Source organism: Xylanibacter sp. (assembly GCF_057607445.1).
Window position 1 is genome coordinate 134,844 of record NZ_DBLZAX010000008.1, and the last position, 17,064, is coordinate 151,907.

General features: G+C 37.3%; 10 protein-coding genes. 3 read left to right on the forward strand and 7 right to left on the reverse strand.

Going from position 1 to position 17,064, the window contains the following annotated elements; all coding sequences use genetic code 11:
* Positions 1-270 precede the first annotated feature (270 nt).
* Positions 271-1,143, forward strand: a complete 873-nt coding sequence (locus ACZMIG_RS07975; protein WP_021855486.1) for a sigma-70 family RNA polymerase sigma factor — start codon at positions 271-273, stop codon at positions 1,141-1,143.
* 266 nt (positions 1,144-1,409) lie between these two features.
* Here the strand turns inward: ACZMIG_RS07975 and ACZMIG_RS07980 are convergent, their stop codons facing one another.
* The 7 genes from ACZMIG_RS07980 to ACZMIG_RS08010 all read right to left on the reverse strand — a co-directional run bounded on the left by ACZMIG_RS07980 (position 1,410) and on the right by ACZMIG_RS08010 (position 11,462).
* Positions 1,410-2,345, reverse strand: coding sequence for a diacylglycerol/lipid kinase family protein (locus tag ACZMIG_RS07980; RefSeq protein ID WP_053398547.1), 936 nt, complete (start codon positions 2,343-2,345; stop codon positions 1,410-1,412).
* 39 nt (positions 2,346-2,384) lie between these two features.
* Entirely contained in the window at positions 2,385-3,299 is a 915-nt protein-coding gene (gene miaA / locus ACZMIG_RS07985; protein WP_418874307.1) for a tRNA (adenosine(37)-N6)-dimethylallyltransferase MiaA, read from the reverse strand.
* 112 nt (positions 3,300-3,411) lie between these two features.
* The gene (gap, locus tag ACZMIG_RS07990; protein WP_021855489.1) at positions 3,412-4,443 is read right to left on the reverse strand and encodes a type I glyceraldehyde-3-phosphate dehydrogenase; all 1,032 of its coding nucleotides are present in this window, start codon (positions 4,441-4,443) and stop codon (positions 3,412-3,414) included.
* A gap of 257 nt (positions 4,444-4,700) precedes the next feature.
* Positions 4,701-6,902, reverse strand: coding sequence for a sodium-translocating pyrophosphatase (locus ACZMIG_RS07995; protein ID WP_418874308.1), 2,202 nt, complete (start codon positions 6,900-6,902; stop codon positions 4,701-4,703).
* 13 nt (positions 6,903-6,915) lie between these two features.
* Positions 6,916-7,923 (reverse strand): porin, encoded by a 1,008-nt coding sequence (locus tag ACZMIG_RS08000; protein ID WP_418874321.1) that lies wholly within the window; start codon positions 7,921-7,923, stop codon positions 6,916-6,918.
* A 158-nt stretch (positions 7,924-8,081) separates the two neighbouring features.
* Entirely contained in the window at positions 8,082-9,506 is a 1,425-nt protein-coding gene (rlmD, locus tag ACZMIG_RS08005; RefSeq protein WP_418874309.1) for a 23S rRNA (uracil(1939)-C(5))-methyltransferase RlmD, read from the reverse strand.
* Positions 9,507-9,962: 456 nt separating this feature from the next.
* Positions 9,963-11,462, reverse strand: coding sequence for a glutamine synthetase family protein (locus ACZMIG_RS08010; protein ID WP_021855493.1), 1,500 nt, complete (start codon positions 11,460-11,462; stop codon positions 9,963-9,965).
* A 1,002-nt stretch (positions 11,463-12,464) separates the two neighbouring features.
* On the opposite strand from ACZMIG_RS08010, the gene ppdK reads away from it, so the two are divergent.
* Positions 12,465-15,194 (forward strand): pyruvate, phosphate dikinase, encoded by a 2,730-nt coding sequence (gene ppdK / locus ACZMIG_RS08015; RefSeq protein ID WP_443982978.1) that lies wholly within the window; start codon positions 12,465-12,467, stop codon positions 15,192-15,194.
* 315 nt (positions 15,195-15,509) lie between these two features.
* Positions 15,510-17,006 (forward strand): tyrosine-type recombinase/integrase, encoded by a 1,497-nt coding sequence (locus ACZMIG_RS08020; protein WP_022162034.1) that lies wholly within the window; start codon positions 15,510-15,512, stop codon positions 17,004-17,006.
* Positions 17,007-17,064: the final 58 nt, after the last annotated feature.

A 17,064-nucleotide genomic window follows, 5' to 3' on the forward strand; every position in this document is an offset into this window, starting at 1 on the left:
GATATACACTTAGAAAAAACAAAATATTTATACATGATTTTTACATAAAATAAATTATAATTTCTTTTATTTTAATTTGCAAAATAAAATTACATTACATTTTTGCAACTTTATTTAAGCGTAGAAAGAACACTTTAATGTTATTATTTATTATTTTTTAACCACAGAACGGTACAACGTATTGATATTTTTTGTAATTTTGCAGCGTTTTCAGAAACAATCAAGCTATTGGCTTGAAAATCAGATACTTACAAAATATAAGGCAAATAGATGAGACAATTAAAGATTCAGAAAAGTATTACCAACCGTTCAAGTGAAGCCTTGGATAAATATCTTGTAGAAATAGGTAGAGCTCCTTTAATTTCAATTGACGAGGAAATAGAGTTAGCTCAGAAAATAAAAAAAGGCGGACCTGAAGGCGAACGGGCAAAAAACAAACTTGTAACAGCAAACCTGAGATTCGTTGTATCTGTGGCTAAACAGTATCAACATCAGGGACTCACATTAACCGACCTTATAGATGAAGGTAATATTGGTCTGATTAAAGCAGCTCAAAAGTTTGACGAGACTCGCGGATTTAAATTTATCTCTTATGCAGTATGGTGGATTCGTCAAAGCATTTTGCAGGCTATTGCTGAACAAAGCCGTATTGTCCGCCTGCCATTAAATCAAGTTGGCTCTCTAAATAAGATCAATCATGAAATAAACAAGTTCGAACAGGAAAACCAGCGTCATCCATCTGTTTCAGAACTATCAGAAGTAACAAAACTTGATGAAGACAAAATTGGCCAATCTTTAGCAGCTGACGGTCATCATGTTAGTATTGATGCTCCATTTCAGGATGGTGAAGACAACTGCATGCTTGACGTAATGCCTAGCGGAGATGACAGCCGAACAGACAGACACGTTGATCATGAATCAATGGCACTAGAGCTTAATACAGTATTAAGCAAAGTTCTGAAAGAGCGTGAAATAACCATCATACGCGAATGCTTTGGTATCGGATGCCATGAGAAAGGTCTTGAAGAAATCGGTGACCAATTAGGTTTAACACGAGAGCGCGTACGTCAGATTAGAGAAAAAAGTATCGCGAAATTGCGTGAAAGTGGAAATGCAAAAATATTAATAAAATATTTAGGATAAGCATATTTTACACACTAATAATATTTTAATGCCAAAATAGGAGATTAATATATTTACTCACTATTTTGGCATTATTATTTACAACTACCCACCCTATCATTTTTACATAACTATAGTCAAAACAAAAGTCAATGGTTTCCATTATAAAACTCAGTGTATTTCAAGATAAAACTCACTGAATTCTGCCCCATAAACCTATGGTTTTTAATCTAAGTCACAATATAGTCAAATGTCAGCACTTTAGACGAGTAAATTACAGTACGACATCATGCCGGAATAAGAAAATTAATAACTTCTTGTTCAACAGTAATTTTATATGACCCGACCGGTGTTTTCATTAACCGACCGTCAATACTCACCATTGCCTTAACCGCTTCATTAACGATAATTTCTCTAGTTCTATAAGGATGTACGCTATGATGATTGAGAAATTTACCTGTAAATAACAAATAAAATCCTTCAAAAAGCTGTGTCATCTCCGGATGGTAAACAACAGAAACATCAAGGAGACCATTATATGGAACAGCATTGGGAGTTTGACCATAACCAGACGCATTCCCAATACACACTGTCATAATTTTCCTTTTAATAATATCCGAATTAATTTTTAACGACATTTTATAATCCAAACGTTGAAAAATCATCAAAATTAATGAAAACAGAAAAGACAGTGTTCTGGAGCCAAAAAGTCTGTGTGTGCGCTGCCTCAAGTTCATTATTGCCGAAATGAGTCCAATATTAACGCAATTCAAGAAGTATCTATGACAAATATCTCCTTCTGAGTTTGTATAATGAATACAGCCCAAATCAATTTTCCTAACCCGACGCTGTTTTATCCATCCGATTATCTGATTAACGTCGTTTTCTTTCAATTGCCAGTAATGAGCAAAATCATTCATCAGTCCATTAGGTATCAAACCCAAACATATCTTTTCACGTATAGAAGAATCTACAGACATAAGACAATTTACTGCGTCATTTAACGCAGAATCACCGCCAACAATTACAATGGTTTTATATCCATTGTTTATAAACATATTAATAAGTCTTGTAACACTGCTTTGATCCTCACTTTGGACAAAATCAAACTTTATATCATTATCCTTCAAGCAGTTCTCAATTTTTGCCCATCTCTTTTTAGATGCCGTTATACCATGTTTCGGACAATATAATATTCCCCAACGATTATCTTCACCTGACATATTATAATCTTATTTTATAGTAAATAATTAGACTATTAATTATAAATAGCTTTTTACATATTTAATTTTTTGTTCCATCGGAAGTGAAAAATCGATCCAATGTATTTTAAATCCTCTTCTTTCCATGCCTCTGAACCATGTCATTTGACGCTTTGCAAACTGATGTATCGCAATCTCCAATGAACGGAACATATCATCATAAGTTATTTCATTTATCAAATATTTGGTGACATATTTGTACTCAAGTCCATAATAAATCAAGTCTTCAGGCAAAATACCTCTGTCGAGCAACATCTTAACCTCATCTACCATGCCATTATTAAGGCGCTGCAATAGCCGCTCTGTTATTCGCTTGCGCCGTAAATCTCTATCTATTTCAATTCCAAAAATCAACGAGTCAATTGGAGGAATATTACGTTCTTCAAGATTGTGGCAATTTTTATAATATGTTTCAATTTCAATTGCCCGTATCGCCCGCTTCTTATTATCAATATCGGTAGAATTATGCATATTAGACTTATTGTCTCTTTTTAGCTGTATAAGTAATTTTGTCAACTCATCCAAATCCTTCTTCTCTAATTCCAAACGGAGTTCCTTATTCTCCGGCACAGGCAACAACTTATATCCATTCAACACAGCCTCAATATACAATCCTGTTCCACCACATAATATCGGTGTGACTCCTCGCCCTATAATATCATTGTATGCATTATAGAAATCCTTCTGATATTCAAATAAATTATATTTTGTACCAGGTTCAGCAATATCAATTAAATGATACTTTATAAGCCTATCACCAATTTTATAATCGTCAAGATCCTTACCCGTACCTATATCCATATTACGGTAAACTTGTCTACTGTCTGCACTAATTATTTCAGCATTAATTTCTGCAGCTAAAGCAGCCGCAAACGATGTCTTTCCTGATGCAGTCGGACCTAAAATGGTTATCATATTTTTATGCAATATAAAGTTTAATGATACTGTAGTCTGTACAAAATTAATAAAAAAAAACCATCCGACAATGTCGAATGGTTTTTTTTATCAAATTATAATCAAGTATCAATTATCCGTTGTGCTTCTTCATAATCTTGATGAGATCTACAACCTTGTGTGAGTAACCGATCTCATTATCATACCAAGAAACAACTTTTACAAATTTATCTGTAAGATAAACACCTGCATCAGCATCGAAGATTGATGTCAAAGGACAACCCAGGAAGTCAGAAGAAACAACCTTATCTTCTGTATATCCTAAGATACCTTTCAGTTCACCTTCAGAAGCCTCTTTCATTGCTTTGCAGATATCCTCTTTTGTTGCTGAGTTCTTCAGATTAACAGTCAAGTCAACAACTGAGACATCCAAAGTAGGAACACGCATAGAGATACCAGTAAGTTTTCCGTTAAGCTCAGGGATAACCTTACCTACAGCCTTAGCAGCACCTGTAGAAGAAGGTATGATGTTTCCTGCAGCAGCACGGCCACCACGCCAATCCTTCAAAGAAGGACCGTCAACTGTACGCTGTGTAGCTGTTGTAGAGTGAACAGTTGTCATAAGACCGTTCTCAATACCGAACTTGTCATTCAGTACCTTTGCTATAGGAGCGAGACAGTTTGTTGTACAAGATGCATTTGAAACAATCTGCTGGCCAGCATATTTATCTGTATTAACACCACAAACGAACATATCAGCCTGACGTCCGTCCTCACCCTTCTTTGAAGGAGCAGAAAGAACAACATATTTAGCACCAGCCTGAAGGTGTTTCTCTGCACGGTCCATTGTCAGATAGAAACCTGTTGACTCAACAACATATTCTGCACCGATTTCATCCCACTTAAGATCAGCAGCGTCTTTTTCAGCTGTAACACGGATGTGGTTTCCGTTTACTATCAATTCATTTTTTGCAGTGTCAACTTCAATTGTACCGTCAAACTGGCCGTGCATTGTATCATACTTCAGCATATATGCCATGTAATCAACAGGCAGAAGGTCATTGATACCTACTACAACTACATCGTTCTTGTTTGCCTCTTCAAGAGTTGAACGGAATACGAAACGACCAATACGGCCAAATCCGTTAATACCAATTTTAATCATCTTTTTTTATTTTAAAGGGTTAAAATAATTTCCTTAAATAATTATACCTAATGTTTGTTAAAACGCGCTGTCTAATCAACGTTAATTACTCCCAAGTGTCCGCACTAAATACGGCCTTTCTTTTTTCGCCCGCAAAGTTACATTATTTTTTTATAATAAAGTTATTTCATATTATTAAATTATATAAAATATTGGGTACGATTGGCCGAAAGTACAAAATCGACTAATTATTAGTGTCATTTTGACATGTCGAGTTTCTAAATTAAGGCTACTGTCAGACCAGCCATCACAATACTAACCATCGACATCAGCTTAATTAATATATTTAAAGAGGGACCTGAAGTATCCTTAAAAGGATCACCAACCGTATCACCTACAACTGCCGCCTTATGACAAGAAGAACCTTTACCGCCAAAGTTACCTTCTTCAATCATTTTCTTAGCATTATCCCATGCCCCTCCAGCATTTGACATAAAAATAGCAAGAGTAAATCCAGTGGACATTCCACCTATTAAAAGTCCCAGAACGCCGGAAACACCTAGAACTATACCTACTAACACAGGAATAGCTATAGCCAATAAAGAAGGCAATATCATTTCACGCAAAGCTGACTTTGTAGAAATTTGTATGCATCGGCCATAATCCGGAGTTGCTATACCTTCCAAGATACCCTTTATCTCTCTGAATTGTCTTCTAACCTCTTCTACCATTGAACCTGCTGCACGTCCAACAGCTCCCATCGTGATACCACTGAATATAAATGCAGACATAGCACCAATAAAGATTCCTATTAAAACCTTTGGGTTCATGAGGTTAACCTGGAAGAAACTTATCATATCTAACAGCTGAGCATTTTTAGGTTCAAAAACATTTCCTAAATTATCAATAAAGACAACACCTTCGTTAGCCGCTCTTACCATATTTATTTTTATTTCCTCAATATATGATGCCAATAAAGCGAGAGCTGTCAATGCCGCACTTCCTATAGCAAATCCCTTTCCTGTTGCGGCTGTAGTATTTCCTAAAGCATCAAGTGAATCGGTCCTTTTTCTTACATCTTCTCCCAATCCACACATCTCGGCATTACCACCTGCATTATCTGCTATAGGGCCATAAGCATCCGTCGCTAATGTTATACCTAAAGTTGAAAGCATGCCGACAGCAGCAACACCTATACCATATAGTCCTTTAGAAATACTTTCTGAATTCATAGACATGTCAAAGCCGTTCGCACACAAATAACTTAACATTACAGCAACAGAAATTGTAATTACAGGAATCATGGTAGAAATCATTCCTGTGCTTATACCTTTAATAATTACTGTTGCTGATCCCGTTTCGGAAGACTTAGCCACATCCTTTGTCGGACCATAACTTTGACTTGTATAGAACTCGGTTGCTGCTCCTATTATAACACCTGCGAGAAGTCCACTAATTACAGAAAACGAAAGTCCGATCCAATTTTCAACTTTTAACAAATACAAGATTAAAAATGATGCTACTGCAATAAGAACTGCCGAAATGTTTGTACCTAAATTTAACGAATGCAGCAAATCCTTCATTGTAGCATTGTCCTTTGTCTTAACCGCAAAAATGCCGATTAAAGATAAAAATATTCCAACACCCGCTATTAGCATTGGAGCTATAACTGCTTTAAGCTGCATTTCATAATGAACCCCAAAAGCCATGGCACCCAATGCAGCAGCACTTAAGATACTGCCACAATAACTCTCATATAGATCAGCACCCATTCCTGCAACGTCACCGACATTATCGCCGACATTATCTGCAATGGTTGCCGGATTTCTCGGATCATCCTCCGGTATGTTTTCTTCAACTTTACCGACAAGGTCTGCACCAACATCTGCAGCTTTAGTATAAATACCTCCACCAACACGGGCAAACAAGGCTTGAGTAGACGCACCCATACCAAATGTAAGCATTGTTGTCGTAATTGTAACAAGAGCATTGGCTTCACCATCATAAAATGCATTTAATATGACAAACCACAATGCTATATCCATAAGGCCTAAACCAACAACGACCAAACCCATCACAGCTCCACTCCGAAATGCAATTTTTAATCCTTTATTAAGGCTATGCCTAGCTGCATTTGCAGTACGTGCCGATGCATATGTAGCTGTCTTCATGCCAAAGAAGCCACATAATCCAGAAAACAAACCGCCTGTAATAAATGCAAACGGTACCCATGGATTTTGCACGTGTAGTACATAAGACATAAATGCAAATATCAGGCTGATAACAACAAATATAATTATTACAACTTTATACTGCTGTCTTAAATATGCCATTGCACCAGTTCTTACATACCCTGCAACTTCTCTCATTCTTTCTGTGCCCTCATTTTCTCTCATCATTGACTTATAAAAATAAAAAGCCATTATTAACGCACAAACAGATGCGAAAGGCACAATCCAAAATACTGACGGTATATTCATGGTATTACATTTTTTAAAATCTGAATGATAACTGTGTATCAATCATACTATAATTATGTTTTTCTAAAGAACGGTCATTAACCAATATGTATTCTGCTGAAATCTTCAAATTCTTTACGAATTCATAATCTGCACCAATTTCATAATATGTCTTGCTATTATTCCATTCTGCACTTGGCCGATACATATCATAACGAGCTTTTACATGAAACTTATTTTTTATTATTGGCGCTATAGCTAATGCATAAAATCCATCAGCCTTATTACCTTTTTCATAATCTACTTCAGTTTCACTTAAATTTGTTTTATCATTATAAACAGTTTTAAAGCCATATCCTGTAGAGTGTATGTATTCAGAACGGAAAGTCCAGTCATTTGTAACATACTCACCACTAATGGCATAGCGACGTTTAGATAAACTTTTTATTCCATTATTGTCTTTACGTGCATATGAACCAGTCCACCCGAATGCCCCCAAACGCATACCAGATATTGGCATAACCCACAATCCCCCAATAATATCCTTCTGGTTATCTACATCCTTCGTATTTATACCCTGGCCATTAAACACACCTATCTGATAATGTAACAGTGCCCTCCCTTCTTTTATTTTTAGTAAATCACCTTGTAATTGTATTCCAATATCACGACCATTCGATGAATGTTCACCTGTTCTATCATTAAATCCCGAAAGATTAGTCACATTTTGGGCATAGCTCATAAATCCCTGGTCAATGGGATTCACAGGATTCTCAAAAGTAAACGGACGTTTAAATTGTCCTACTTTTATCTTGATAAAATCATATTTCTGCCATTCAATAAAGACATCAACGATTCGCGGACTTTCACCAAGAGTTGTTGTATTTCCATTAACTTGTCCCTGGAGTTTATATGCAAAGTCATTTAATATACGTCCGTCCAAAGACAATCTAACCATTCGCAAACTAAAAGTATTGCTTTCTGAATTATATTTACCAGAATATTGGTATTGCCCAATTGCATAACCGCTTAACTTAGGCATACTAAACACTTCTTTCTTTTGCGCACACACATTGCAAATAATCGCACAAAATACAAAAAATGATATTATTCTTTTCAATTTTCAATAAATTTAAACCTATAAAAGCTAATAATTCACACACAACATATAAAATAAAGGTATAACCTTATCATCAAAATTTAATTTACGCGTCTGTTTAATAACACGACGTTTTCAACATGAGGCGTATGCGGGAACATATCTACAGGCTGTACAGCAACGACCTCATACAAATTATCCAAAAGAGATAAATCACGTGCCTGTGTTGCAGGGTTACAACTTACATACACTATTCTCTTTGGAGCTGTTTTAATTATAGTTTGAACCACATCAGGATGCATTCCTGCTCTAGGAGGATCTGTAATTATTATATCAGGAGTACCATTTTCAGATATAAACGATTCCGTTAATATATCTTTCATATCACCTGCAAAGAATAAGGTATTAGATATATTATTTATTTCAGAATTAATTTTAGCATCCTCAATAGCCTCCGGGACATATTCAATACCTATAACACGTTTAGCATATCTAGAAACGAAATTAGCAATCGTTCCAGTTCCTGTATATAAGTCATAAACAAGTTCGTTACCTGTAAGATTTGCGAAATCACGTACTACAGAATAAAGATGATAGGCCTGCTTCGTGTTTGTCTGATAAAAACTTTTAGCTCCAACTTTAAATGTCAAGCCGTCCATAGTTTCATATATATAATCATTACCTTTAAACACTTCAATATTTAAATCATTAAAGGTATCGTTACCTTTTTGATTATTAACATATAGTAACGACGTTATCTCAGGGAAACCGTCTGCAATATGCTGAAGTAAGTTTTTGGCAATAACCTCATCTTCATCCTTTTCATAATGAAATTGTATTAAAACCATCCACTCACCTGTATCAGAGTTTCTGACCATAATATCACGCAACAACCCGCATTGTTTCCTGATATCATAGAATACGATATCATGTTCATAGGCATAGTCTCTGATTGCATTTCTGATTTTATTTTGCAGATCATCCATTAGCCAACATTTTTCTATCGGCAAAATTTTATCAAACGCACCTGTTATATGGAATCCAACAGCATTCATCTGTGTAAAATCCGAACCTGAAGTTATTTCTTCTTGAGTTAGCCATCGTCTATTCGAACAGCCGAATTCCAATTTATTACGATAGCCTTGGGTTTTAACAGAGCCTAATATCTGATTGAATTCCGGTAGATTAACTTTACCAATACGAGTCAGCTGATCATAGACCTGCTTTTGTTTCATTCTAAGCTGCTCATCATATGGTATGTTCTGCCATTTACATCCTCCACAAATTCCAAAATGCTGACAGAATGGCTTAACCCTCCTTTCGCTATATTTTATAAATCTTATTATCTCTGCTTCACAATAGCTATGTTTCTTTCTCCGCACCTGCAAATCAACAACGTCACCAGGAACAGCAAATGGGACAAACACGACAAGTTCATTAACTCTTGCCAAAGCCTTTCCCTCTGCTGCATAATCAGTTATTGTTATATTTTCTAAAACTGGTAGTGATTTTTTCTTTCTGCTCATTTTAATATTAATTAATGTAATGCAACACCTCACATACATATTAATAAAGCGGCCCGAACCAACCCATATTTATACGCATGCATATAATTATTATGCAAAGTTAACTGATATTTTTAAAATACAACAACGTATAATCTAAAAATTAAGAAAATAACAATTTACCTTATTAATAAAGAAGTCAATAAGACATACACAAATGTGTGTATGATTAAAACTTTACATGAATAGCACTAAATGTCATAACAATTTAGGCGAGTACAATCCTGCTAAGCGCCATCATCAGAACACTACTTAATTATAACAAATATAATCAAAATACACGTGAATGGAATATATCCTAACGCCCCAAATACTTTATATAAAAATAAAAAAGCAAATACCCTTAAATGATTATCTGAAATCATCTAAAGATATTTGCCTTTATACTAAAAATAGCTAAACTTGCTTATCTATAAATTATCCGCAATAGAAAGAAGACTCAACTAACTTCTGCATCAGTTTGCTATCCTTTTCTGCAGACTCACGCAAGTTAGAGTCATCCTGTTTGTTTAAAGCTCTAATGATACCATCTATCATTCTTGCAGAGAAGACACCTTTGTCCTCATATAATCCACGCTGCTTCTCAAGCCATTTTGCAGAAGCTACACATGAATCAGGAAGCTGCTCAAATTTTGACAGACCTTTTTTAGCTTCATCAATTCCGACATACTTATCTGTAGCAATCTGTAAGGCCTCTTCTTTTTCCATCTCCAAGCCATATCTACATGCTACGCACAAACCTGCCATAAGCTGATATATATCTGCAGAAGCGTCAGGTGAGCGCATCTCAACAGTCTGTTTGAGAGTTGTATCATTATTAGCTTCTGCTTCAAGAGTGTTAACCTGAACAGACATGTCACGGCCAGAAGTCCATCCTAGAGGAACGCGCACAAGTACAGATCTGTTGCAATCACCCCAACAAACATTTGTTGGCGCTTCCTGATGAGGAACCAATCTGAAGTATGACACAGATGTCTTATTGCCAAATGCTGTAATAGATGGAGCCAAAATCATCATACCGGCAATAGCTCTTCTAGCCTCTTCTGAAAGCTTGTGGTCTTTAATCATGCAATTCTTTCCGTCTTTCATCATACGCATATGTATGTGTAAACCTGAGCCGGCCTTTCCTACAGTTATTTTAGGAGCGAAAGTAACATCAAGCCCGTTCATCTGTGCAAGATTTCTGATTACCCATTTTGCCAACACCAACTGATCTGCTGCTGTTTCTACAGGGTTGGGCAAGAACTCTATTTCATTCTGCTCATAAACTTTTCCATCTTGAGTAAAGTTTCCAACCTCAGAATGTCCATACTTGATTTGTCCGCCAGTCTGAGCAATGTATGCCATACACTGCTTACGGAACTCATTAAACTTTGCAAAAGGACCTGATTCGTGATATCCTCTCTGGTCTACAGCAGGGAACATTCCATTATCATCAGCTATAACATAATATTCCAATTCGCCCATTGCCTCAAAAGTCATGCCTGTAGACTCTTCAAACGCTGCTGCTGCTCTATGCAACGTACGTTCAGGAGAACATTCAAATGGTTCACCATTCTTGTCAAAGAATGAGCATAACATGCACAAAGTAGGAATCTCTGAGAACGGACTTACAAATGCTGTGCGGAAACGTGGTATTACATACAAATCACTACTTTCTGCCTCTATAAATGAAGGGAACAAGCTAGAACCGTCAACTCGCTCGCCGTCTGTTAATATAGTTTCAAGATAAGCATAATCATTAATCATAAAGTTTAGAGTTTTTATGCGTCCGTCTTCAGCCGGATACATAAAATCTATCATACGTATACCCTTTTCACGTATAAATGCAATTATGTCTGCTTTAGTAAAGCATTTTGAAGGTTTACGCAGGAACTCAACTAGTGGGTTCGCATTCATTTCAATTGTCTTATCCATACAATAAAGTGTTTAATATAAGTAATTTAGATTTAAAATATAATCACATCAAATTTATAAAGGGCATTACACCTATTTTGTTTCCGCTATCCTTATATAATAAGGTATATTCAGAATCACAATTATAAAGTGCAGGATTGAGCGGAATCCCCATACAACAGGGCGTACCCATATCATCTCCATACCCATTTACATTCTTTTACAAAGGTAGAAATTTTAATTAGTAAAACAAATTTTCCAATTCTATTTTAGCATACATTCAAATATAATCACATTGCTAAGGCATAATTGACATTTATCTGCCTGCCGCATAAGTTTCACATTGAAACATTTATTTGCATCATGCTTACTTTTTGGATTTACAAACAGCTAAAAAAAACAGTAACAGATCTTAATATAACAAATTACATCCACAAAACGCACAGGAACCCAGCCACAATAACACACTGGAAATCAATACATTACAAAAAGCACAAGAATCAAACAGTACAAATCCATATTAAATACATTGCCAAACATATGCTTTTACATATAAATTTATATTGATTTAGAGTCCAAAACTCAATGAATTACATGTTAAAAAGCGGTTAATTATCAAACACAAGCCACAAGTTTCGCACAAAAATGTTCATAAACCGCCAACGTAACCATGACATTAAGTAAAGCAAAGTCTATTTCATCCCATTATTCCTACGCGCAACTACTAACACATTGAACCGCTTTTTAGTAAAAACATTACAAATTGTCAATCAGTCATACAATACACGTAAATTACATTATTTAACATTTATATAATTAAACTTGTAAAATGACCTGTTTACAAAAAAACGAGTATGCAAACAATAATTTCCAAATGACATAATAAACGCATATTTACAAAACAAATTATATTTATTGTACCTAAAAACAGAGAAAAAAATTTGTTAGTTAATAAAATTTAAGTATATTTGCACATAACAAAAATCTTGGATAAAAAAATATACATGAAAACCATAAATTAATATGACAGAAAAAAGAGTTTACACCTTCGGTAACGGAAAAGCTGAAGGAAAAGCAGATATGCGTAATCTGCTAGGCGGAAAAGGTGCCAACTTGGCCGAAATGAACCTTATCGGAGTGCCAGTTCCTCCTGGCTTCACTATTACAACAGATGTTTGTAACGAATATTTTGAAAAAGGCAAAGAAAGTGTAGTTGCACTTTTAAGCGACGACGTAAAAGCATCTGTACATCATATAGAAACTTTGATGAACAGCAAATTTGGCGACGTAGAGAATCCTCTGCTCGTCAGCGTACGTTCCGGAGCACGTGCTTCAATGCCTGGTATGATGGATACAATCTTGAACCTCGGTCTAAACGACAAGGTTGTTGAAGGTTTGGCAAAGAAAACCGGAAATGAACGATTCGCATACGACAGTTACAGACGTTTTGTACAAATGTACGGTGATGTGGTTTTAGGAATGAAACCAGTAAACAAAGAAGACATCGATCCGTTTGAAGCTATAATTCAGAAGGTAAAAGCTGTACGAAATATAACTCTTGACAATGAAATGACTGTTGACGAACTCAAGCAACTTGTCAAATTATTCAAAGAGGCTATAAAGAAACAAACAGGCAAGGAATTCCCTGACGACCCAATGGAACAGCTTTGGGGTGCTATATGTGCCGTATTCGACAGCTGGATGAATGAACGTGCCATCCTTTATCGTAAGATGGAAGGAATACCTGCAGAATGGGGTACTGCAGTAACTGTTATGGCCATGGTATTCGGAAACATGGGACAGACATCAGCAACAGGCGTATGCTTTAGCCGTGACGCAGCCACCGGAGAAAACTGTTTCAATGGTGAATACCTTGTTAATGCACAGGGTGAAGACGTTGTTGCCGGAATACGCACACCTCAACAGATAACAAAGGCACGCTCTATCGAATGGGCTAAGCAGCAAGGCATTTCAGAAGAGGAGCGAATATCTAAATACCCGTCAATGGAAGAAGCTATGCCTGAAATATATGCACAGCTCAATGCGCTTCAGGAAAAGCTTGAACACCACTATCATGACATGCAGGACATGGAGTTTACCGTTCAAGAAGGAAAGCTTTGGTTCCTGCAGACACGTAACGGAAAACGTACAGGTACAGCAATGGTTAAAATTGCGATGGACCTGCTGCGTGAAGGAGAAATAGATGAAAAGACTGCCTTAAAACGTTGCGAGCCTAATAAGCTCGACGAGCTGCTCCACCCTATTTTTGACAAGAACGCATTAAAGACCGCAAAGGTTCTCACAAGAGGTCTTCCAGCTTCACCAGGTGCAGCTTGCGGACAAATTGTTTTCTTTGCCGACGATGCGGCAAAATGGCATGATGACGGAAAACGCGTAATAATGGTCCGTATAGAAACTAGTCCTGAAGATTTGGCCGGTATGGCAGCAGCAGAAGGTATTGTTACAGCAAGAGGCGGTATGACTTCTCACGCTGCAGTTGTTGCAAGAGGCATGGGTAAATGCTGTGTGTCTGGTGCAGGAGCTTTGAATATTGACTATAAAGCACGTACTGTTGAAATAGACGGCGTAATGCTTAAAGAAGGCGATTATCTCTCTATAAACGGATCTACAGGTGAAATCTATCTTGGTGAGGTAAAAACCAAGCCGGCAGAGGTTACAGGTGATTTTGCTTCACTTATGGATTTGTGCAACAAATACACAAAACTCGTTGTACGAACAAATGCTGACACTCCGCACGATGCAGCTGTAGCCCGTAATTTTGGTGCAGTCGGAATCGGACTCTGCCGCACAGAACACATGTTCTTCGAAAATGAGAAGATAAAGGCAATGCGCGAAATGATTCTGTCGGATACAGTTGAAGGTCGCGAAAAAGCACTTGCAAAACTTTTACCATATCAGAAACAAGATTTCTATGGTATATTGAAAGCAATGGACGGATATCCTGTCAACATCCGCTTACTTGATCCTCCTTTGCACGAGTTCGTTCCCCACGATCTTGAAGGTCAGCAAATCATGGCCAAAGAAATGGGAATAACCGTTCAGGAGATTCAGCAGAGAGTAAACTGCCTAAGTGAGCACAATCCTATGCTTGGTCACCGCGGATGCCGCCTTGGCAACACATATCCCGAGATTACGGCAATGCAGACAAGAGCCATATTGGGTGCTGCAGTTCAGTTAAAGAAAGAAGGATTTGATCCTAAACCAGAAATCATGGTGCCTCTCATCGGTATCGTCAATGAGTTTGATATGCAGGAGAAGGTCATTCGTGAAACGGCAAAAGAGATTTTCGAAGAGGAAGGTATAGAAATAGCATTCCGTGTTGGAACTATGATTGAGATACCGCGAGCAGCTTTAACAGCTGATCACATTGCTGCGAAAGCAGAATACTTTAGCTTTGGAACTAACGACTTGACACAGATGACATTTGGATACAGCCGCGACGATATCGCCAGCTTCCTGCCTGTATATCTTGACAAGAAGATACTTAACGTTGACCCATTCCAGGTTCTCGACCAGAATGGTGTTGGACAGCTTGTTAAGATGGCAGTAGAAAAAGGCCGCGCAACTCGTCCTGAACTTGTATGTGGAATTTGTGGAGAACATGGAGGTGAACCTTCATCAGTTAAGTTCTGCCATAAAGTTGGCCTAAATTACGTCAGCTGCTCTCCATTCCGCGTGCCTATCGCACGTCTTGCGGCGGCGCAAGCTGCAATCATGCACACTGACAAGTAATCATTGCTTACTGTAGGCTTAAACCAAATAGCTAAGTTTTTGATTATCAGTACACATATTATGTGGCGCAGGCTGCAATAGAGCATTCGCAAGAATAGCGACTTTATAAAATTAAAACTTGATATCAGGCTGTAATTCACTGCTTTTAGTGGTAATTACAGCCTGAGTTGCGTTTAGGCGGTTCGTACATTTGACCGCATAAAATGAGCCAAATGAACGTATTTGCTTACACTCTGCTTACACCAAATCCCTGTATTGTTTACACCTGCTTACACCAACTTAAAAGGCTATAGCAGCTATAAAATTAAAGTACATATGACAACATTAAAAGTAATGGTGAGAAAGCCAAGAATTGATGGTCTCTATTCCGTGTACATACGGATAGTACACAATCGTAAACCTGGATATATCAAGACCGATAAAATTGTGGACAAGAATCATATTACGAGCAATGGGGAATTGATTGATCCAGTAGTAAATGAATACTGTTCAATGCTCATAAGGCAATATACAGATAGACTAAATCGAATAAATACATCTTTATGGGATGTTAAGGAAGTCATTGATTATTTGCTTAAAACAGCAGAAGAAGTTTGTTTCAGTGAATATGCCAGAACCTTTGTTAGTTGCATGGAAAAAGAAGGCTTTGAAAGAAATGCAAGAAATTATCAACTTGCCGTAAACCATTTGGAACGTTATTTAGGAACAACTCGTATAATGTTCAGCCATCTAACTACAGCAGTTTTGAAAAAATGGATAGAAAATTTGTCTCATACAAAACGAGCAAAAGAAATGTATCCAACTTGTATTCGCCAAATTTTCAAAAAGGCCATTATAGAGTACAATGACGAAGAAAGAGAAATTAAACGTATAAAATTCAATCCGTGGGAGAAAATTACTATTCCAAAATCAGACAACGGTGTACAACGTGCCATCAGTGCCGAAGCCTGCCGTGAGTTTTTCAACCGGCCACTACCGGAAACGAAGATGATTTCTTCCCTACCGGAACTTGCCCGTGATGTGTCGCTTCTCTCCCTTTGCCTTGGTGGCATCAACACGGTTGACTTGTACGAACTCAAAAAGGAGAATTATAAGGATGGTATTATCGGTTACAAACGGGCAAAGACCCGCCACAGCCGCAGGGACGAAGCGTATATTGAAATGCGTGTCGAGCCGTTCATCCAGTCCACATTTGACAAATACCTCTCCCATGATGAGAACGAGGAATACCTGTTCAATTTTCACAAAAGGTACAGTAATTCAGACAGTTTCAATGCAAACGTAAACAACGGAATCCGAAAGATCTGTGCGGATATGGGAATGAAGAAAGAGGACTACTACTGCTACTATACGTTCCGTCATACATGGGCGACCATTGCACAGAATGACTGTGATGCCAACCTTTATGAAGTGGCATTCGGCATGAACCACAGCCACGGACTGAATGTAACGAGAGGGTATGTGAAAATAGATTTTACTCCAGCTTGGGAACTTAATGCAAAAGTAATAGACTTCATCTTTTTCAGCAGTAAGAAAAGTAAGCAAGGCAAAGCCCGTGATATAGAAGAACCGGCAGACAAGATGTTCCGCATATCCAAGAAAATGATGATTTATGGCCGCGCCTATTTTAAGGGTGATGTCGTCAGTGAACTTACTGATATAGGGTTCAGCAATGTGGATCAAGTCATAAGTAAATTGGCAGCAAAACTTCCGAGTGATATTCCAACGGGATGTACAGTACAATTCCGTCTCATGAATTGTGATTCCAAAAAGGAGGTCGTATATGAACGTAGCAAAGGCAAGGGGTTTTAGCAGGCAGTCAGCCAAAGAATTATCAACGTAAAGGGAAGAACTTACCCACCGTTCACAG

What these genes read in the sequence shown, in the direction of transcription:
- ACZMIG_RS07975 (WP_021855486.1), top strand. Translation starts at nt 271, where the DNA reads ATGAGACAATTAAAGATTCAGAAAAGTATTACCAACCGTTCAAGTGAA.
- ACZMIG_RS07980 (WP_053398547.1), bottom strand. Translation starts at nt 2,345, where the DNA reads ATGTCAGGTGAAGATAATCGTTGGGGAATATTATATTGTCCGAAACAT.
- miaA (WP_418874307.1), bottom strand. Translation starts at nt 3,299, where the DNA reads ATGATAACCATTTTAGGTCCGACTGCATCAGGAAAGACATCGTTTGCG.
- gap (WP_021855489.1), bottom strand. Translation starts at nt 4,443, where the DNA reads ATGATTAAAATTGGTATTAACGGATTTGGCCGTATTGGTCGTTTCGTA.
- ACZMIG_RS07995 (WP_418874308.1), bottom strand. Translation starts at nt 6,902, where the DNA reads ATGAATATACCGTCAGTATTTTGGATTGTGCCTTTCGCATCTGTTTGT.
- ACZMIG_RS08000 (WP_418874321.1), bottom strand. Translation starts at nt 7,923, where the DNA reads ATGCCTAAGTTAAGCGGTTATGCAATTGGGCAATACCAATATTCTGGT.
- rlmD (WP_418874309.1), bottom strand. Translation starts at nt 9,506, where the DNA reads ATGAGCAGAAAGAAAAAATCACTACCAGTTTTAGAAAATATAACAATA.
- ACZMIG_RS08010 (WP_021855493.1), bottom strand. Translation starts at nt 11,462, where the DNA reads ATGGATAAGACAATTGAAATGAATGCGAACCCACTAGTTGAGTTCCTG.
- ppdK (WP_443982978.1), top strand. Translation starts at nt 12,465, where the DNA reads ATGACAGAAAAAAGAGTTTACACCTTCGGTAACGGAAAAGCTGAAGGA.
- ACZMIG_RS08020 (WP_022162034.1), top strand. Translation starts at nt 15,510, where the DNA reads ATGACAACATTAAAAGTAATGGTGAGAAAGCCAAGAATTGATGGTCTC.